Source organism: Henriciella mobilis (assembly GCF_003576315.1).
In the GTDB taxonomy this organism is placed as follows: Bacteria; Pseudomonadota; Alphaproteobacteria; order Caulobacterales; family Hyphomonadaceae; genus Henriciella; species Henriciella mobilis.
This window is the reverse complement of record NZ_QWFZ01000032.1, coordinates 47,728-67,261: the sequence shown is the minus strand read 5'-3', so window position 1 is coordinate 67,261 and position 19,534 is coordinate 47,728. Positions and strand designations below refer to the sequence as shown.

General features: G+C 57.5%; 17 protein-coding genes and 1 pseudogene. 6 read left to right on the top strand and 12 right to left on the bottom strand.

Annotated elements, in window-relative coordinates:
* Positions 1-68: 68 nt before the first annotated feature.
* From D1227_RS14510 to D1227_RS14475, 8 genes and pseudogenes are all read right to left on the bottom strand, one after another.
* Positions 69-1,424 (bottom strand): MBL fold metallo-hydrolase, encoded by a 1,356-nt coding sequence (locus D1227_RS14510; RefSeq protein ID WP_119405120.1) that lies wholly within the window; start codon positions 1,422-1,424, stop codon positions 69-71.
* Positions 1,425-1,478: 54 nt separating this feature from the next.
* Positions 1,479-2,033 carry a DUF305 domain-containing protein gene (locus D1227_RS14505; protein ID WP_119405119.1) on the bottom strand — a complete coding sequence of 185 codons (555 nt, stop codon included), beginning with the start codon at positions 2,031-2,033 and terminating at the stop codon, positions 1,479-1,481.
* A 78-nt stretch (positions 2,034-2,111) separates the two neighbouring features.
* Positions 2,112-2,297, bottom strand: a pseudogene (locus tag D1227_RS20515) (ion channel); the annotation flags it as partial.
* Positions 2,298-2,818: 521 nt separating this feature from the next.
* Complete coding sequence (locus tag D1227_RS14495) at positions 2,819-3,346, bottom strand: EF-hand domain-containing protein (protein ID WP_158586663.1); 528 nt, start codon at positions 3,344-3,346, stop codon at positions 2,819-2,821.
* Between the two features lie 148 nt (positions 3,347-3,494).
* The gene (locus D1227_RS14490; RefSeq protein ID WP_035551721.1) at positions 3,495-4,355 is read right to left on the bottom strand and encodes a ribose-phosphate pyrophosphokinase; all 861 of its coding nucleotides are present in this window, start codon (positions 4,353-4,355) and stop codon (positions 3,495-3,497) included.
* A gap of 3 nt (positions 4,356-4,358) precedes the next feature.
* A complete protein-coding gene (locus tag D1227_RS14485) occupies positions 4,359-5,879 on the bottom strand; it encodes a thymidine phosphorylase family protein (RefSeq protein ID WP_119377457.1) in 1,521 nt (506 codons plus the stop codon).
* Complete coding sequence (locus D1227_RS14480) at positions 5,876-7,252, bottom strand: MBL fold metallo-hydrolase RNA specificity domain-containing protein (protein ID WP_035551724.1); 1,377 nt, start codon at positions 7,250-7,252, stop codon at positions 5,876-5,878. The genes D1227_RS14485 and D1227_RS14480 overlap by 4 nt, the downstream gene beginning before the upstream one ends.
* Complete coding sequence (locus D1227_RS14475) at positions 7,249-9,636, bottom strand: phosphoketolase family protein (RefSeq protein WP_084396443.1); 2,388 nt, start codon at positions 9,634-9,636, stop codon at positions 7,249-7,251. The genes D1227_RS14480 and D1227_RS14475 overlap by 4 nt, the downstream gene beginning before the upstream one ends.
* A gap of 235 nt (positions 9,637-9,871) precedes the next feature.
* Here D1227_RS14475 and D1227_RS14470 point away from each other — a divergent pair, with 235 nt between their 5' ends.
* Entirely contained in the window at positions 9,872-11,110 is a 1,239-nt protein-coding gene (locus D1227_RS14470) for a hypothetical protein (RefSeq protein WP_233349717.1), read from the top strand.
* Positions 11,111-11,434: 324 nt separating this feature from the next.
* A protein-coding gene (locus tag D1227_RS14465; protein WP_119377456.1) for an IS3 family transposase occupies positions 11,435-12,585 on the top strand; the annotation gives its coding sequence in 2 pieces (ribosomal slippage) (positions 11,435-11,693 and positions 11,693-12,585; 1,152 coding nt in all).
* A 119-nt stretch (positions 12,586-12,704) separates the two neighbouring features.
* Here D1227_RS14465 and D1227_RS14460 read toward each other — a convergent pair.
* From D1227_RS14460 to D1227_RS14450, 3 genes are all read right to left on the bottom strand, one after another.
* A complete protein-coding gene (locus D1227_RS14460; RefSeq protein WP_158586662.1) occupies positions 12,705-13,364 on the bottom strand; it encodes a copper resistance protein B in 660 nt (219 codons plus the stop codon).
* 60 nt (positions 13,365-13,424) lie between these two features.
* Positions 13,425-15,023, bottom strand: coding sequence for a copper resistance system multicopper oxidase (locus tag D1227_RS14455; protein ID WP_119405118.1), 1,599 nt, complete (start codon positions 15,021-15,023; stop codon positions 13,425-13,427).
* A gap of 135 nt (positions 15,024-15,158) precedes the next feature.
* The gene (locus D1227_RS14450) at positions 15,159-15,638 is read right to left on the bottom strand and encodes a hypothetical protein (protein WP_233349719.1); all 480 of its coding nucleotides are present in this window, start codon (positions 15,636-15,638) and stop codon (positions 15,159-15,161) included.
* Positions 15,639-16,165: 527 nt separating this feature from the next.
* Here D1227_RS14450 and D1227_RS14440 point away from each other — a divergent pair.
* Together D1227_RS14440 and D1227_RS14435 are read left to right on the top strand one after the other, a co-directional pair.
* Positions 16,166-16,600, top strand: coding sequence for a Spy/CpxP family protein refolding chaperone (locus tag D1227_RS14440; RefSeq protein WP_084396439.1), 435 nt, complete (start codon positions 16,166-16,168; stop codon positions 16,598-16,600).
* 10 nt (positions 16,601-16,610) lie between these two features.
* The gene (locus D1227_RS14435; RefSeq protein ID WP_147373322.1) at positions 16,611-17,180 is read left to right on the top strand and encodes an RNA polymerase sigma factor; all 570 of its coding nucleotides are present in this window, start codon (positions 16,611-16,613) and stop codon (positions 17,178-17,180) included.
* On the opposite strand, the gene D1227_RS14430 is transcribed toward D1227_RS14435, so the two are convergent.
* Entirely contained in the window at positions 17,177-18,085 is a 909-nt protein-coding gene (locus D1227_RS14430; protein ID WP_084396437.1) for a DMT family transporter, read from the bottom strand. The two genes, D1227_RS14435 and D1227_RS14430, sit on opposite strands and share 4 nt — an antisense overlap.
* 126 nt (positions 18,086-18,211) lie before the next feature.
* Here D1227_RS14430 and D1227_RS14425 point away from each other — a divergent pair, with 126 nt between their 5' ends.
* Both D1227_RS14425 and petA read left to right on the top strand, forming a co-directional pair.
* The gene (locus D1227_RS14425; protein WP_119405115.1) at positions 18,212-18,670 is read left to right on the top strand and encodes a hypothetical protein; all 459 of its coding nucleotides are present in this window, start codon (positions 18,212-18,214) and stop codon (positions 18,668-18,670) included.
* 304 nt (positions 18,671-18,974) lie between these two features.
* Positions 18,975-19,529 carry a ubiquinol-cytochrome c reductase iron-sulfur subunit gene (gene petA, locus D1227_RS14420; RefSeq protein ID WP_084396435.1) on the top strand — a complete coding sequence of 185 codons (555 nt, stop codon included), beginning with the start codon at positions 18,975-18,977 and terminating at the stop codon, positions 19,527-19,529.
* Positions 19,530-19,534: the final 5 nt, after the last annotated feature.

Here is a 19,534-nt window from a genome sequence, read left to right as displayed (position 1 = left end):
GTGAAGCAATTTCCAGTCTCTTCATGCGTCAGAAACGAAAGGTTCAGCCCAAGATGGACTGACAGTCATCACTCAATGGCATTTCCAGCTGCGGTCCACGCCTTCATCGAGCCGATATAGACATCGACCTCGGAGAACCCCTTCCGCATGAGCTGCGAGGCGGCAATGGTGGCCCGGGCGCCGCTTCCGCACATGACGGTGACGGGCTTGTCCGGGTCGAGGTCACTGGCCGCCTCAGGCAGCTTGCCGACATAAGCGTGCTTGCTGTCCTTGATATGGCCGCTCTCATATTCGTCGATGGCCCGGACATCGAGCAGGGTCCAGCCAGCCGGCGGGTTGTCTACGCGCGCGGCGACGGTTTCGGTATCGACGAAGTCGAGTGTGTCGAGCGGGCCGTTCTGGACCGCCACGGGCATGGCGCCGCTGACAAATCCGCTCACATTGTCGAAGCCGATCCGCTGAAGCGTGGTGGCCGCATCGACCGCCTGGTCGTCATCGCGCGCTACCAGCAGCACCGGTTTGTCGCCTGGCAGCAACCAGCCCGCGAAGGCGGCAAGCATGTCATCCGGGATGCAGAGCGAGCCCGTGCGGTGTCCGCCGGCAAAGTCGAAAATGCCTCGAACATCGAGGCAGACCGCATCGCCCGGATCGAGCAACTTGGCCGGGGAGGCGGGCCGGGGCGCCGGCGGCGCGGCTTCGGTGCCTTCCATATTGCCCTCTTCCATGCGCCGGAAATAGGGCGGTATGTAGTGGTTCTCGGCCACCTTGGCGTCGATGAAAGCTTCCCGGTCGCCGATCTGCAGGCGTGGATTGTTGAGCTTCTCGTGACCGATGGAAGAGAACTCCCGGTCGGCCATGCCGGAGCCGCAGACCGAACCGGCGCCATGCGCGGGATAGACGAGGCACTGGTCGCCGAGCCCCATCAGCTTCTCCAGGCTGTCATAGAGCAGGCCGGCGACTTCGCGTTTGCGGTCGGGATAGAAGTCCGTGCGCCCTACATCGCCAATGAACAGGGCATCGCCCGTGAACACGCCAACCGGGCCTTCCTCGAAGCTCTTGTCATAAAGCACGTAGGACAGGCTGTCGTCGGTGTGCCCGGGCGTTTCGAGCACCTTCAGGAGCGCGCCGCCAATCTCGAACGTGTCGCCTTCCCGCGTCTCGGCTGCATACTGGATCGGCTTTTCAGGGTTCGGCCCGTGCCAGACCTTTGCGCCAGTCTCTTCCTTCAGGACAGGGGCGCCTGAGAGCAGGTCCTCGTTCCGGTGGGTTTCGAAGACGTGCTTGATGACAGAGCCTTCCTCACGGGCGAGGTCCAGATAGATGCCGATGTCACGCCGCGGATCGATGACGGCCGCTTCGCCATCGGCGCTCAGGAAGTAGGAAAGGTGGGCAAGACCCTGTGTCTTGATCTTTTCGAGTCTCATTCTGTTTCGCTCCTTTTCGGGATCGAATGGGTCTGACTGGACGTGGAAGGCGCGTTAGTCCTCCGCGATGGCTGCCCCGGCAGCGTCGTCTGGATTGAGCGTGCCTTCAAAGGGGGGAACCGGGCGGCTGGCCGCCTCGCTTTCCGTCGATGCCGGGCCATTCTCCGCGATGTCGGAAATCAGCCATTCCATTTCCTTGATCTCGCGGCGCTGCGCCGTGATGATCTCGTCGGCAAGCTCGCGCACACGGACATCCTCGATGCCGGCGCGTTCACTTGTCATGATGGCAATGGAGTGGTGGGGGATCATCGCTTTCATGTAGGACCGGTCGTCGACGGTGCTCTGGCTGCGCACCAGCCAGAGGGCCAGGACGAACACGACCGCAGCACCAACGAAAATGCCAAAGTTGATCCGGCTGTCCTTGTACATGTTGAGCATGAAGCTCAGCATCACGACGGCCATCGCGGCGCCCATGATGAAAGCCATGTAGAAGCGTGTCTCGCTCCAGCGAACATGCTCCCACGCATAGGTGTTGAGGTACATCAGTCCAAACATCACGATCATCGATGTGATGATCATTGCGCCAAACCGCCAATAACTGTTCTTCATATCCACTTTCAACATCCTCCTTATACAGTGGTGGGGTATTTCCACGACTAACGGAGAAGTGTGTGAACAGGTTCCGAGTTAATCCGATTTTTGAATTCCGCCTGTAATTGGACCATCCATTTGGTTTCGCATCAGGAGGAAAATGAATGATGCCGAGCACGAAATCAGCAGGAAACCATTGAGTGTTTCCAGTCCGGCCAGGAACCGTGAATGTCCGGTTGGATAGATATCGCCCAGCCCAAGCGATGCGTAGTTGACGAGGGATTTCCCAGTTCATCAAGGCTGCGAAACCGGCGAATTATATTGGGACGATATCGCCGGTGATGACGAATATCCTTGGGCGTTGGATGAGCCAGCGCCGTTTATCTTCCTCAAGCCGAACTGAGCGTCTGGCCAGCGTTTTCATCAGCGCTCGCTTTTAAGCTCAGAAATACACGTGGCAAGTAAATTGACGATACTGACAGGTTTTGAAGGGCGGCGTGAAGATAAAAGCACAACCTAACCGCTCATCCGTTCGCGCGTGGGTCGTGGATTGATTTGTCAGACTTTTTGCAAAATGGATGCGACTCATGCAAAGAAACATCGGGATGTAGATCATGCACTAGGGGGACGAACTGGCGGCCGCGTATGCGTATTGCGGATTTTAGTGCGATGTTAAGCTTGCTTCATTCGGTGTTAAGGCGAGTAGCTAAAACGGGCTCAATAGCGGCGTTGCTCTGAAAACGGGTTGCTGACCTCGGCAATACTGTCGCCGAGGTCAGTAGGACTTAACCGATTGGTATGCCTTACATGCCGCGATTGTGCTGCTGGAGCTCCTGAAAAGTGAGATACCCATCATCATCGGCGTCTGCTTCCAGAAAGACGTGCTCGGTGAATGCGTCATGCTCGCTGAGGGTCACAACACCGTCGCCGTCGCTGTCCATGAGTCGGAAACGTGCTTTCTTGCGCAGGTCGGCCTGCTCACGCATTTTCGCCCGGCGCGCATGATGGCCGGCGCCATAGGGGCCTGGTCCGAGCTGCGCGCCTTGAAAATCCTCAAGCGTCAGACCGTCGCCATCGGCATCCATCAGCGCGAAATTCGCGCTGTGCCAGGCATCAAACTCTGCGCGGCTGAGTAGACTGTCACCGTCAAGATCGTGTTCTTGCATCCTGCTGCGTAGGCCAAGGTGCAGTCGAACGCCGTCGCGCTCTGTCATGTGTGCCGCTGGTTCTTTTTCCAGCTGAGGGTTTGGGGTTTCAGCTGCGGCAATGCTCGTCAGGAGTAACGAAGTGGTGAGCAAGGTTGAGATAAGACGTGTAGCTTTGTGTTTCATGACACACTCCATGAAGGCCTGACCGTGACACGGTCAGGCGTTTTTTTCCAAAGCCGGTTTGTTTGATAAAGCATGGCGACCCTGCCGGTTTGATTTCTATCAAAAAGACCGTTGGGACCGGTCAAACTGCGCGCCCTCTTTGCAGCGGCTAGCCGATCAGTAAGGGCGTGATCGAAATCTCATTTGAGGCATGTTGGACCGCATTGGTCGATACGACACGTGTCGAGACAGACTTAAGGTCCTCATAGGCATTGCCGGCAAAGAGCGGATGGACGATCACGCAGACCGGTTTTGCAAAGCCAGCGGTCTCAAAGTGGCGGGCCGCTTCCATCATGGTTCGCCCGGAAGAGGCAATGTCGTCGACAAGAACGGGTTGATGGCCGGTCCAGTTTTTAAGGCCAGGCGCTGTCACTTCTACATTGCGGTCGCCATGGCGGACTTTGGAGAGCACAAGATGCGGGGCGCTCGCTCGGTCGGCCACGTCGGACACCCATTGCTCGCTCTCAGCGTCCGGGCCAATGATGAGCGGCTTGTCGACATGGGCCTTGATCCAATCGGACAGTGCCGGGGCGGCGTGCACAACCTTTGTATTGATTGAAAAAACGTCATTGAGATCGTGGATGCGGTGCAAATGCGGATCGACGGTGACCACCCTTTCAAACGCACCTGAGAGCAATCTGGCAAAGTGTCCTGATGACACAGACTCGCCGTCTGAAAATCTCTTATCCTGACGCATATAGGCAAGGTAGGGGGCAATCAGCCCAACCGATGTGGCGCCAAGCTCGCGCGCTGTATAAGCGGCAAAAAGAAGTCCTGGCAATTGCGGGTCAGGCCGGGCGAGCGTGCAAACCAGTTCGACTGCTTTTCCAGAGACATCTGAGGTGAGGCGCACATAGGTCTCTTCGTCCGGGAATCTGCGGTGTTCAAGGGTGCCAAGTTCAGAACTTGTGATTTTGGCAAGCTCAGAAGCCATAGCTTCATTACCGGGAAGCGGAATGTAAATCGTCATGGGTTAACCCTCAATGGTGAAGAGGCCGGCATTGGCGTGAGCGTAGCTCATGGCATAGTCGATCTCGCCCGACGCCTCTGCGTGGATGGTGAGAAGCGGCTCACCAATCGTGATTTGTTCGCCTAGGCGTTTGTGAACGGTCAGACCAGCGGCCGGGCGTTCGGGAGCACCAGCAAGTTTTGCGAGCCTGGAGAGCTTTCTATTATCGATTGCTTTCAAGACCCCTGACCGAATTGCCGCGACGGGCGCAGTTTGCGCTGCGCGTGGTGGTTCGCGCAAACCGCCTTGAGCGGCGCATATGGCCTGAAACTTCGACCAGGCAGATCCATTGTCGAGCGCGTCCTGAGCCATGGCCGCTCCGGTATCCGGTTTGGCACGGCCCGCAAGTTCAAGGGCGGCGCCAGCCAGCGTCAGCGCCCGTTCGCGAAGATCTGGCGGCGCGCTTTTGCTTCTTTGCAAGACCCTGAGCACGTCCCAGGCTTCGAGCGCCGGTCCGATGCCGCGCCCGACGGGTTGGAGCCCGTCGCTGAACACGCAATGGGTCTTGAGGCCAAACCCACGTGCAACGATCGTCATGTGCTGGGCAAGGGCGCGGGCACCGGCAGCACTACGCAGTTTAGCGGTTGGTCCGACGGGCAAGTCGAGCACCACATGGCTCGCGCCGGCGGCGATCTTCTTTGACAAAACAGACGCGATCAGCTGACCTTCGGCGTCGATGTCGAGGGCCCGTTCAATGCGGATGAGAATATCATCAGCCGGGCTGAGCTGGACCGCGCCGCCCCAGGCAAGGCATCCACCTTCCGTTTCAACAACCCGCCTGATGTCTGGCAGTGACAGATCGACTTGGGTGAGCGTCTCCATCGTATCTGCAGTTCCGGCGGGCGATGTGATGGCGCGCGAGGAGGTCTTTGGGACCGTCAAACCCAGGCTGGCCAAGATCGCAACAACAATCGGCGTCGTGCGATTTCCGGGTAGGCCGCCCACGCAGTGTTTGTCGATGACCATGTCGGTATTCCAGTCGAGTTGCTCTCCGACGTTCACCATGGCGCCGGTCAGCGAGGTGATTTCGTCTATGTCGAGGCTCAGCGTGGAACAGGCTGAGATAAAGGCGGCCAGATGAATATCAGAATACAGTCCGGCGGCGATATCAGTCACGATCCGGTCAAATCCATCGCTTGGCAGCCGTTTGCCGGTCATCCGTTGACGCACATCAGAGAGAGACCGAAGCGTTGGAGCGTGGCTGACTTTAAGATCTGCGCCGGGCTCGGCACCAAGCCGGCTCCAAGCCGCTTCAGAAAGACCAGCCTCGCTAAGGGCCAGCCAATCATCGTCGATCTGGTGCAGGGTCGCGACCACGTCCCGCCCGTCGCAACTGATCAGCACACGGGCGCGCGACGTCAGTCCTTCTGAACGGCAGACCGGGCAGTCGGTCCGCATTAGAATGATCGCTTCGTCCTGAGCATGCCATTTCAGGCGTCGCGCGGACAGGGTCGTGGCGGCGTGGGGTTGATTATCCTGCGTCATTCGTCGCCGCTTCCAAGCTCATAGGCCTTCTCGATGGCAACAACATCAGTGCGCCAGCCGAGCTCATCCTGCATACGCGTGCTTAGCGCCTCTGATGCATCGGGTTCGCCGTGAACAATAAATGCTTTTGCCGGACGCTTTTCAAAGCCGCCAAGCCAGGAGATCAGCTCGTCGGCATCCGCATGGGCTGACAAAGCGGGCAGGCTGGCGATCTCGGCGCCGATATGAACGTCGTGGCCGAACATTTTGACCTTGCTTGCGCCCTTGAGAATCTTGTCTCCACGCGTGCCACCGGCCTGATATCCAGCAAACAGGATCGTATTTTTCCGGTCTCCACCAAATGCCTGAATATGGTGCAGAACGCGGCCGCCTGTGATCATACCGCTCGCTGCGATCACAACCTTTGGCATCAGATCATTGGTAATGGCTTTTGAAGCGTCGACGTCACGCGCATAAGTCGCAATCGCGCAAGTCTCTTCACAAACCTGCCGCGCAAATCTGTGATCATCGAGGTGTGTGCAGAGAAGTTCAGTTGCGTTTATCGCCATTGGGCTGTCGAGATAGATCGCGACATTCTCGAGCCGTCCCGCTTTTTTGAGCATCCAGATATGGTAGAGAATGAGTTGAGCGCGCCCGACCGCAAAGGCTGGAATAACCACTGTCCCGCCGCGCCTGGCGGTGCGTGCAATCACGTCACCCAGCTGTTCCATGGGATCGAGCTTCGGATGAGTGCGATCTCCATAGGTGGACTCTATGACGACGTAATCGGCATTTTGCACCGGCTCAGGGTCAAACATGAAAGGGTCGTCATAGCGGCCAAGGTCACCAGAAAAGATAATGGTTTTGCCGCCCCAACGGACTTCAACGGTCGATGCCCCAAGAATATGCCCGGCGCGGCGTAAATAGATATCGGCCCCAATCGCGAGATGAACGTCCTGGTGAAAGTCGATTGGGGTGAGCTTTTCAATCGCCGCTTCGGCGTCGGCGATCGTATAAAGTGGCTGAGCCGGTTTGTGGCGGGTGTAGCGAAGGCGGTTGGCCCGCTCGGCGTCTCGTTCTGAAATATACGCGCTGTCGCGCAGCAGGATTCCGCAAAGATCCTTGGTCGCGCTCGAGCAATAAACGGGACCGCGATAACCTTCTCTGACCAGTTTTGGCAGATAACCACTATGATCAATGTGGGCGTGCGTGAGGACAATGGCGTCGATGGATTTTGGATCAATCGGGAAGGGCGCCCAGTTGCGCTGGCGCAACGCCTTATAGCCCTGGAACAGACCACAATCGATCAGTATACGCTGACCTTCATATTCAAGAAGATGGCGTGAGCCGGTCACGGTTCCAGCCCCGCCAAGACTGGTCAGGGTGAGGGTCATGATGCGTGCTCCCGGCGCAGGACAGGTTTTGAGCGCTCGAGAGCGGATGGATCGCCTTGCCCATCAATGGCGCGCCGTTCATCCTCCGAAAGGAGATCGAGAGTTTTTTTCGGCAGCAACGCCATGGCGGCATCGACAGTATGAGCCCAGGTGCAGCGATTGGCGAACAGCATGCCTGCGACATCAAATGTTCCGCCGCGAGAAATGTAGCCGAGCGCGCGCAATTGTTCCGGCCCGCCATCCAGTCGTCTCAGCACACCCGTCATCGGTTCGGGCCGCGTATGCGTCAGCAGCACTCTTGCCAGCCCGCGCGGGAAAAGGGCTTCAAGCCTGTCTTCGCTCGCTGTGAATGCCTGCTCCATTGCGTCGCGTCCCATGCGGAACCTGCCCGGTTCAAGGATCAAGGTGACACAGCATGGCACGCCGCGTTCAGTGAGTCGCTGGAATGCGGCGAGGGCTTCGTGAGCCTGATAAGCGCCGATCGCGACCAATTGAATGTCGGCTGCCATGATATCACCGGCGATGTGGAGCGCTCCATTTTCCAGCGCGTGTTCGGCTTCCTCTTCGGATAGAAGGTTTGGGACATCTCGTTTCGGTGTCACGAGGCAGGCGATTTCGCCGCGCCCACGATAGATGTTGCGCAGCGCTTCAGCAGCGCTTGGCGCGTCGACCGGGAAGATCACCCGAGCGGTCTCCGACATTTCTCCGAGCAGCGCTTCGGGCAGTGTCGGGTCCTGGTGGGATTGTTCATTCTTGGCATTTTCCCAAGTATGCGAAGTTGCAATAAGCGGGACGCTGATCCAGCCCGGAATTTGACCGAGTTCTTTCTGTCGACGCGCGAAGATAATCTCCTGGCGCAGCGCGCCGAGCATCTTCATGGCGAAGGCCTCGTAGCTCACTGCGAGATTCAGCCCGCCCTTATTGCCAAGGGCTGCAGCTATCACAGCCTCTTCATTCAGCGCCGTGATGAGGCGACCATTTTTGGATTCAGGCGTGCCGGGCTCAGGCGCATTGACCCGATGCTTGAGCATCTCGAGCGTCAGCGGCATGTGGTTGCTGCGAAGCTCGTCAGGGTTTGCAACGCGGACCCGCAAATGCGGATTGGCGCGCACAATTTCGGTGAAACACTGATCGATCGCGTCCATTGCGCAATTTGGGCGGGGGGTGCCGAGCGAACGCGCGTCTGACCTAGGCAATACGGGATCAGAAACCTTGCGAACGGCGAGGGCGTTCTGACTTTCCAACATGCGGTTTTGTATTTTGTGGACGCTTAGGGTCCGGACCGCATCATCAAGCATGTCAGGCGGTGTGTAGAGCGCTTGTACGCCTTCATTGAAGAGCACGCGTGCGCCCTTATTGGTGCGCGGATTTCCTTCCAGTGGGAGATTGTGCGCGCTATTTCCCCCAGCCCCTGGAAACCCAAAACCCTTGATGCAGGGCGCAATCAGATAAGGCAGCCGCGCGGGGTAGGGGCCGTCCGTATCGCTCAGTTTTGAAAGCCGGGCCTCCGCTTCCAATATGCCCCATGCATAAGAGAGGGGATCATGGCCATCGACAATGATTGGGTCGAACCCGCTTAAGGTCAAATGCTTGACTAACCAATCAAGTCCGCCTTCCTGACTGATTTCGGTACGCTGTTCGATCCGCCGGCCATTCAGCACCATCGCAGGCACGGCGAAACCACTATCGCTGGCGCGCCACCAGCGCGGCGCCCAGTCGGATCCGCGCTGCTCTTCGAAAGCGCCGTCGCTCAGAAAGGCGACAAGGCGCTCGCCCAGCAATGGCATGTGGATATATTGCAGGCTGGTGAATCCAAGATACCCGCCTTCCGACAACCCGCCAGCTGTATTCGGGTTGACGTGGCTGCCGAGCGGCACGCCGGGGCGGCCATCGGGGGTGATCGCATAGCCGTAAAAGTCACTGACGAGCCGGGAAAGGCCTGCTTCACTGCGATCATAGCGCCCTTGCTGCGCGGCTGAGACATCGCCTGTGAGTGCGTTGATGGCTTCAATTGCAGCGACGCAATGACCCTGCCCAAGGGTCCAAGCACGGGTATGGCCACTCAACGCATTGGCGGCGAGATAGCCTGCAAATGCGATCGCCATGTTAAACGATCCGCCCATATGGCCTTCTGGCGAGGGTTTGAAATCCCCCGCCTTCAGGGGTGCGCCAGACAGGTCGACGCGACGTGCATATGACATGTGCGCGATGAGCCACATTGCCGCATTCGCGAGTCTGTCCGTCGCCGAGAACACGTCTGCGGCCTCGGTTTGTGTGAGCGCCAAAAGCCCGCGGTCGGCGTTCTGCAAGATACTCTGAAGTCGCTGCTGCGTCTCGGTATCATGGACGATCACGCCATATCCGCTGGTCCATTGTTCTGTCATGATCGTCGATATCCCCCTGCCAGTTCGCGCATCAAAAATCAGGTGAGCAGTCTTGATACGGCGCGTGGCGGGCAAACCCTCACGATCAGATTTGCGTGGATTCAGGCTGGCTTTCGCGGTCCAGAAACGCAGCCTATAAGCAGGAGAAAGGCGATGAGTGTGATGGTTCAGTCTCGCCCAGAAAGGGGTTTTGATGCGGTGCGATAAAACCTGCGAACTGCCTGGCGCAAGTGATTTGATTTCCCTCAACAAGTCCTGCTTTTGCATGACGCTCGGCAGGGCCGATCTTGATGAAGCCATTTTGGATCATGCCGGCAATGATGAGCTCTCGGCGCTTCTGGCGGCGCGGCCCAATCTATTTGCGGCCACGGCCGTTTTTGTCTCACCATCGGACCTGCGGGCGATGCAGGCGCAAGTGTCTGCAATTGAAGCGGTGGCATCCCTGACGTCTTATCAAGAGGTCGCCCTGGCACGCTCAAATGATAATATTTTCAGCGCTCAGACCGGCGCACGCGGTCTGTTCATGGGATACGATTTTCACATCTCTGAAGACGGACCCAAACTCATTGAGATAAATACAAATGCCGGCGGAGCCTTCCTGGTCAGCGAGCTCCAGCGCGCTGCGGCGAAACATGCTGAGGCTTGCGGAGACGCGCGTCTCGCGGATTCGGACGCAATCGATGCAGTCCTTGTTGAAAGCTTCATCTCTGAGTGGCAGGCGACGGGACGGGAGGGCCGTCCGGGCAGGTTGGCTATTCTCGATCAGGACGCATCTGGGCAGTATCTCTATCCGGACATGGTGCTCGCGAGAGACTTGTTGGCCCGCAACGGCATCGAAACCCTCATCCTTGACCCCGAGGCGCTCACCTATGAGAACGGCGATCTTGCGCACGGTGGAAGAGCTATCGACATGGTCTATAATCGGCTAACGGATTTTGATCTGTCCGAGCCAGGTCATGCACATCTGCGCGCCGCGCTCCTCGACGAGGCGGTGGTTATCAGTCCGGCGCCGCGCCACCACGCGCTCTATGCCAACAAACGAAACCTGATTTGGCTTAGCGATCCAGATTCGCTTAAATCGTTTGGCGCGGATGACGCAGACCGACAGGTGCTTGCGGCGATCCCCGATACGCGGCGCGTTACCGAAGACGTCGCTGATGAGCTTTGGGCGACGCGGCGAGGATACTTCTTTAAACCCGCCGCGGGTTTTGGCAGCCGTGCTGCTTATCGTGGTGACAAGCTGACGAAACGCGTCTGGTCGGCAATCCTGGAAGGGGATTATATTGCTCAAGCCCTGGTCCCGCCGACGGTGCGCGCTGTAACTGTCGACCAAGAGCCGGTAACACTGAAGTATGACGTTCGGCTTTACACTTATGCCGGGAAAACACTGCTGTTGGCTGCCCGCGTTTATCAGGGACAGACGACCAACTTCCGCACCAGCGGCGGCGGGTTTGCGCCGGTGTATCAGTTCTGATGATCTGGCATGCTTCGTTTTCGGATAATGGTGCGAAGTCACACCAAACGCTCTAACTAGGGCGCTCATCGCTGCCTCTCGATTTAGCGCCAATCTGAGTTCAATTAGCCAAATCGTCCGCAACTCGGACGAGTTGAAGAAAATCAAAAAATCAACTCTTAAGAGATCTGTGCTAGTTTTTTGAAATGGCTAAGCGATCAAAACAAGGCTCATTGGCCGCGCCTGAAAAGCGTGTCGCTAAGGCGTTGCTTCAACGCGGGTATTGACCTGAGCCCCGATTGGTCCCGCATTTGAATTGAGAGTCTGTCGTTATGGAGACAGACAATGCGCAAGAGCAAATTCACGGAAGAACAGATCATCGCGATCCTGGCGGAACAGGAGCGCGGCATGTCGACGGCGGATGTCTGCCGGCGTCATGGCGTCAGCTCGGCCACCTTCTACAAATGGAAGGCAAAGTTCGGCGGGATGGACGTGTCCGATGCCCGCCGGCTGAAGACGCTGGAGGGTGAGAACGCGAAATTGAAGCGCCTTCTGGCGGATGCGATGCTTGATAATGTCGTTCTGAAGGATCTGCTGGGAAAGTACTGACGACGCCCCAGTTGAAGCGGGTGGCGGCGCTCGGAGCGATGTCGGATCATGACATCTCCCAGCGTCGCGCCTGCCGACTGGTCAGCGTCGATCCGAAGACTGTCAGGCGAGAAGCGGAGCCGGATAATCCGGAGATCCGCAAATGTATGCGCGAGATCGCGGCAACGCGCCGCCGGTTCGGCTATCGCCGCATCGGCTTGATGCTCGAACGCGAAGGCATCGTTATGAACCACAAGAAGCTGAGGCGCCTCTACAGGGAGGAAGGCCTGGCGGTGAAGCGACGACGGGGACGCAAGCGCGCCACCGGGACGCGCGAGCCGATGCCTGTCCCGGACGGTCCATCGAAACGCTGGAGCCTTGACTTTGTGTCTGATGTCTTCGGTCCGGCGCGGCGGTTCCGGATGCTGAACGTGATCGACGACTATACCCGGCAATGCCTGGCACTGGTGGCCGACACCTCCCTGTCAGGCGCGCGTGTGGCGCGGGAGCTTGATCGCTGCATCCGCCTCTATGGCCGGCCGGAGACCATCGTCTCGGACAATGGGACCGAGCTGACCTCGCGCGCCATCCTGGAATGGCAGAACGAGACCGGCATCGCCTGGCACTACATCGCGCCGGGCAAGCCGCAGCAGAACGGCTTCGTCGAGAGCTTCAATGGCAAGCTCCGTGACGAATGCCTCAACGAGGAAGTCTTCGACAGTCTCTCCCACGCCAGAAAGGTACTGGGGCGCTGGCGGCACGATTACAATCATCACCGGCCTCACTCATCGCTGGGCGGGCTGACGCCCGCAGCGCGCCGGTCGCTCGAGCTTGTCGGGGGCTCCACTCCCGGCGCGCTCGCCAGACATCAAACCTTGGACTATGAAAGGGTCAGACTCTCGAAATAAACGAGGGAGCCGAAGGGCTCAGGTCAAGGCCCGCATCCTTCGATGCGGGCCTTAGCTTCCGTCTGCTGATTGATTGCCGGTCCGGAGTCGCCAATAGAAACGCTGCCTCCTAAGAATCGCTAGAACATGGTTCGCAAGCCGACTTTAAAAACGGTGTCATCCGCGCTGCCGGTTTCCAATCGTTGAAAGTCAGCGGTGTCGCCATAGGCTTCTTCATAGGCAAGCTCGACATAAGGTGCGAATTCACGGGTGAATTCATAGCGCAATTGAGCGCTATATTCCGCCGTCGCTAATCCCGAACCAATCTGCCGGGACGGATCGTCTTCGGCATAGAAATCTAGCGCAATGCCGGGTTCGAGGATCAGGCGTTGCGTGAACAAAAGTTCGCCCGTGGCTTCAAATCGGGCGCTGACATCGCCACTCGAAGAGACAAAGGCGGCGGCATCAACTTCGAAGAAGTAGGGCGCAAGACCTTGCAGCCCTATAACGCCATAGGTCTCGCCTTTAGGCTCAAGGTCGTAGCGCACACCAATCTGCGCATCCCAGAATTTTGAAATGTAGCGTGAATACAGCGCTTGGACCTCGGCGTCCTCGAAGTCGCCATCGGCAAACTCACCTTCAGTCTTCCACCAAAAGCGATTATAATCACCGCCGACCCAGCCTTGGGCATCAAAGGCACCGACGGTTTCATCATCAATCTCGGCAATATCGGCTTCGATCAACGTGTAATTGTAGACCGGGTCACCTTCGGTTGCGAGGGCCGGCAGGGCGGTCGCCATGGCGAGCGCACCCACGATCAGGAAATTGGGTTTCATCTGTTTTATCCTTATGGGTGTTTGTTATTGAGCGCCGCCAATGACGTCGACTTGCCGGAACATGCCGGTCGCGGCGTGCTGGAGAATGTGGCAGTGGAAGGCCCAGGATCCGGTGGCATCGACGGTTACATCGGCGGAGATAGTTTCACCTGGCCGGATCGTGATCGTGTGCTTGCGGGGCGCCATGTCGCCCTCGCCATTCACCAGATCCATCCACAATCCATGCAGGTGCATCGGGTGCTCCATCATGGTTTCATTCTTGAATGTGATACGAACGCGTTCGCCGTAATTAAACTCCAGCGGGCCGGCGTCACCGAACTTCACGTCGTTAATCGACCAGAAATACCGTTCCATGTTCCCTGTGAGACGAAGCTCGACCTCGCGATCTGGAGCTCGCCGGTCCGTATATGGCGTGAGCGCGCGGAGATCGTCATAGGTGAGGACTTTCTGTCCTTGCTCCATCGCAGGCATTTCGCCATGTCCGCTATGGGCGTCTCCACTCATGTCCATGGTCATCTCATCCATGCCGGTAGCTTCACCATCAGCCATCGCGCCGTGGCTGGCATGGCCTTCGCCCATCGCTGCCATTGTCAGCTCTGGCCGGGGCCCAAGTTCCGGGATCGCCGCTTCGGCGCCGGGTGTCTCGCTGAGTGTGCCGCGGGCATATCCTGATCGGTCCTTTGCAGCGGCGAAGATCGTATATGATTGTCCCGCCTCAGGCTCGACGATAACGTCGAAGGTTTCAGCGATAGCGATCGGGAACTCATCAACCGAGACTGGCTCGATGTTCTGACCATCGGCCTGGACCACTGTCATTTTGAGTCCCGGAATCTTGACGTCGAAATAGGTCATGGCGGCAGCATTGATGAACCGGAGACGGACTTTCTCGCCCGGTTCGAAAAGACCGCTCCAATTGTCTTCAGGCGTTTCACCGTTCACCAGAAACGAGTAGCCGGTAATGTCGACAATGTCGGTTGGATCCATGCGCATCCGGCCCCACGCCAGTCGCTCCTGGATGACGTCGGTCTTTTCGCCGCCATCAGCATTTGTCCAATCACGCCAGAGGTCGAAAACGGTTCGGCGATTGTAATTGTAATAGTTCGAGCGCTTCTTGAGATTGGCGAGCGCTTTGTAGGGACTGTCGTTCAGCCAGTCGGCGAGAATGATCACATGCTCGCGATCATACTCGAAGGGGTCCGGCTGTGCCGGTTCGATTATGATGGGCGCGAAGACGCCCTCCTGTTCCTGCAGCGCAGAGTGTCCATGGTACCAGTAGGTGCCTGACTGGTTGGCGGTGAAGTTGTAAGTGTAGGTCTCGCCCGGCGCGATGCCGTCAAAACTGATCCCCGGAACGCCATCCATACCAGCGTCCAGGATAATCCCATGCCAGTGAAGCGAGGTATCTACATCGAGTGTATTGGTGACATTGATGGTGACGTCTTCGCCTTCACGCAGTCGCAGTAGAGGGCCAGGGCTCGTCCCGTTGATGCTGACGCCGGTCAGCGTCTTGCCATCGACCGTCCGTTCAAACTGGTCGATCTCCAGATTATAAACGTCTGCGAGTGCGGCGGGCGCGATCAAGCTGCTTGTCGCGATGAGCAGTCCGGCGAGTTTGGAACGCATGATGTTCTCCTTATTGCGTTGGACGCCGCTGGAATATTGGGGGAGGAATAGGCGTCGTTGTCGGATGGTTACGCGGCCAGACCGGGCACCCCTTATGCCCCCTTGGGGTATGAGGTGCGACACTTTAGCGAACCGTCACCGACGCATCGCGCTTTTCAGCCAGGCAAAGATCAGACTGGGGATGATCAGCCACTGCAAGAGCGGCGACAGCCCGGTGTTGAGCGGTCCGATCGTCGGCATTGCTTCGCGGTAGGCCCAGCTTTCGCGGATCGAAATATTCAGCCATTCGCTGAACACTGTATAGGTCAGTCCGATCAGGAGGCTTAAACCTGCGACTCGCCAATAGTTTTTGTCTGGCCATCCACGGCGCCCCGCGATGAGCCAGGCGATCGACAGCGAAGACCCGGCGATTAGGACATCGCCAAATGTGCAGTGAGCAATCGCGAATGCGATCTCGGCGCGTGTCCCATCAATCCAGATCGTGTAAAGCGGCGCGTGGGCGATTTCCCAGATCAAGTTTGCGACCGCGATAATCAGAATGTAGGCGAAAAAGAACTGTAACAACCGCCAGTTTGGAGCTGTGGTTGGTTTCGGGATGTCCAGTTCTTGCGTCATTGGCGTCTCTTGCGAAAATGCGATCAGGTTGCCAATTTCTACGTGTCGACAGGTATCATCCCTCACATGCAGATCGGCATTGTCAGGCGCGCGATCGGTGCATACTGATTTTTATGAATGTTTTTTGAGGGAGCGCTATAGCTGCTGCGTATCTGACAATACGTAATCCTCCCTAAATTTGCTTCTCGAAAGGAGAGTGCCATGAAAAATGACATAGACGCGCTCATCAAAGATCTGAAGGCGGCGCCCCTTGATCGCGACCTTCACAATCTCGAAGCCGAGGTTTGGGAGCGGATTGACGCGCGCAACCCAGCCGGACACCCAGCTTCGCCCGCAGCGATTGCCACAGACAGACGCCTTTTTGCGACACCGGCAGTAAGTCGAACCGCGGCGGTTGCGCTTGCCGTTGCAATCGGCCTTTTGGTCGGATTGTTCGGGGCGCCCAGCCAGTCATCGCCGAGCGATTTTTCGGTCTTCTCTGTTGACGCCCCATATGCCCCTTCCGGGCTTCTGAGGTAAGAGGAGTAATGAAACTAGAACACTGGATCATTGTCGTTTTCCTAGCCCTGTGCGCGGGCATGACCGGCGTGTTTGTCGCTGGAAACTGGTCTGTAACGCATCCGGTCGAAACAGCTTCTGGTTTGCATGAGCTGGTCCATCACGACTTGGATCTCTCAGCGGATCAGGAAGCAGAACTCGAGCTAATCGAACACCGTTTCGCGGCCAGAAAGGCTGAGCTGGAACAAAAGCTTCGCGCGGCCAACTTGGCACTTGCTGGCGCAATGGAGGCCGACAAATCCTATTCGCCCGCTGTTCAGGCGGCCATCGATGATTTCCACACAGCCATGGGGGAGCTGCAAAAAGTCACTATCGAGCATGTGTTTGAGATGCGCGAGATCCTTACCGAGGAACAAGCGATCGTCTTTGACGCGGAAGTCGTTCGAGCACTGACGGAGCTTTAGACATATACACGTGCACAACACAGAGCGAACAGATGCAGAGCTTGCTGTAGCCGCAGCGGGGGGCGAGGAACGCGCTTTCACCGAGCTTATGCGCCGTTACAAGGAACCGCTCTACCGCTACGTTCAACGCTTGATGCGTGGCAATGAAGACGCCTATGATGTGCTGCAGGAAGCCTTTACCGCAGCCTGGCGTTCGATTGACCGTTATGACCCGTCGCGGAAGTTCTCGACCTGGATCTACCACATTGCGCTCAACAAAGTTCGTGATCATGGCCGTAAACGCGCCGTGCGAAGCTTTTTCTTTCAAGCAGCACCTCTGGAGAGCCCGGATCGGCCCGATATCGCGGACCACTCGCAAAATGTTCAAGACGATTATGAGCACCGCGATGAGCTCAACCGTGTCTCGAAAATGGTGGACGCGCTGCCAGATAAGTTGAGGCAGGCCTTTACGCTGCAGGTCCTTCAAGACATGCCCCAAAGTGAAGTGGCCGAAATACTTAGTGTCTCCATCAAGGCGGTGGAAACACGGGTCTACCGCGCCCGGAAAATCTTGCAGGAACAGGTCGAAAAGCTCGATTAGGCTTCTTTTTTAGCAGACATTAGCGGCGACGTTTCGGACCTCGGGCGCGATGCGAGATAGATCCCGATGGCAGCGAGCGCGCCGCCGCCAATGACATTTATCGTCAGTGGCTCTGAGAAGAATAGCGCGCCAATCGAAACGCCAATGATCGGAACGAGAAAACTAAATGCGGCCGCCTTGGATACATCCAGCGACTGCAAAGTCACCTGCCATAACCAATAGGCCAGCGCCGTCCCGGGCAGGGCGAGTCCAAGAAGTGAAATTATGAATTGCGCCGACCAGTCGATGGCCGTTGGGGATTCGGTCGCGAACGCCAAAATTGAGATCGGGATCGCTCCAACCAAAAGCTGTAACCCCATCGCCATCGCCGCATCGACGCGCATCGCTAATGACTTAATGGCGATGTTACCTACAGCGACGCCGCTCGTCGCCATAATTACCAGGACCAGACCGAAGGCTGTTGACCCCCCGCCCGAGGCCAGTACGCGCGGTATGGCGATGAGCGCCACGCCGCCGACGCCGAGGCAAAGCCCAAACCAGCCAATCGGTCCAAGACGTTCGCGCAGAAACACGACAGCGAGCACGGCGGCGATCAACGGCTGGAGACTTTCTATCACGGTCGCAAGACCAGGTGATACAAACTCCGCGGCGTGAAACATCCCGAAGTAGCCAATGCCGGTCATTCCAAGACCAGCAAGCGTGATCCAGCCCCAAACGGTCCACCCGCGAGGCAACGCGGCTCGGCGCAGAGCGGCGACACCTATTAAAACACTACCAGCCAGAACAGCGCGCAGGGCTGCAAAGGTCAGGTGAGGTGCATAAGCGAGCCCCAGCGTGATGAGCGGATAGCAGGAGGCCCATAAGACCATGACGATGGCTGCGAGAATGCGGGGGCTGACAATCAAACCAGGGCTCCGGTGAAACACTTGAAAGAGTGGAGCCAATTATGAGGGCGCCGCCTGTGTGCTGCGTAATACGTTGCAAGTGCCCAATACCCTTGGGTTCGAACAGTTGTAAAAAGGATACCCCTCATGAAACCGATCTGGATCACCGCCGCCGCTGTTTTTGCTTTGTCGCCTATGGCCTTGGCTCAAGACGGCCACAAGACACATGATCAAAGCGAAACACCTGCCGTTGAGGCGGAGACGGACCCCGCCAGTGCCAAAACCTGCATGGCTGGTCATGAAGGCATGGAAGGTATGGAGGGCTGCATGGCCAATATGGAAGGTAAGATGGCTGAAGGTCATATGATGGATCATGGCGGCGATCACATGATGGGTCGCGACAAACCCATGATGGGCGAGGGCGGCATGGCGATGGACATGGATAAAATGACGGAACATGGCGCAGATGGCCACCAAATGCATGCCGCATCTGGTGATCATCCAATGTCTGCGGAAGACTGCGAGGCCAAACATGAAGCTATGGGCCATGATCCAGCTGAGCACTGCCCAATGATGACGGGCGAGGAGGAGGTTGCCACAGAATAAGGCGTGTTCGGGTGTCGTTCTTCGGCGCCGCCGCCTTGGTCCCGGGCCTTCGCACTACGTCCCCCCCAACTGTGAAAGCCCGGACCAAAAATTGTTCGCTTCGACGAACAATGAAGCAGAATGAGATTAGCCCTCCCCTCTCGCTCGATCTCGCTCTGAACTTGCCGCGTCCCATGCTCCCCCCAAAGCCAATATGGGGCGCGGCAATATATTCATCGCTGCATGGGACGCCGCAGCTGCACCTGTAATGGACACAGCGTGCCCGGCGTCTGTTCCAATGATGAGAATTTCAGGGAGTATTTTTATGTCAGACTCCGTTCCCACAGAAGTTGAACGACGTGATTTTATCTTTATTGCGACGACTGCCGCCGCAGCTATTGGAACGGGACTGGCGGCCTGGCCGCTTGTCGATCAAATGAATCCGGCGAGCGACACACGCGCGTCGAGTTCCTTGGATGTCGACGTTTCGAAGATTCCGGTCGGTGGCGAAATCCGGGTTTTGATCGGCGGTAAGCCGTTTTTTATTCGCCGACGCACTGAAGCGGAGATCGCCGCTGCCAACGCCGTTAATTTCGACCGATTGCCAGACCCGGAAACAGATGATGCCCGTCTTAGGCCCCGCCGTGATGGCACGCTCAACCCCGCTATATTGATTACATCGGGCGTCTGTACGCATCTTGGCTGTGTGCCTGTAGGCCCAAATCAGGGCGCGGTCGGAGATTATGGCGGGTGGTACTGCCCCTGCCATGGATCGCACTATGACATTTCCGGGCGGATCAGAAAGGGACCGGCACCGCTGAATCTGCCTGTCCCAGACTATGTCTATCTGACTGATGATTTAGTGACGATCTCGATTTGAGAAAC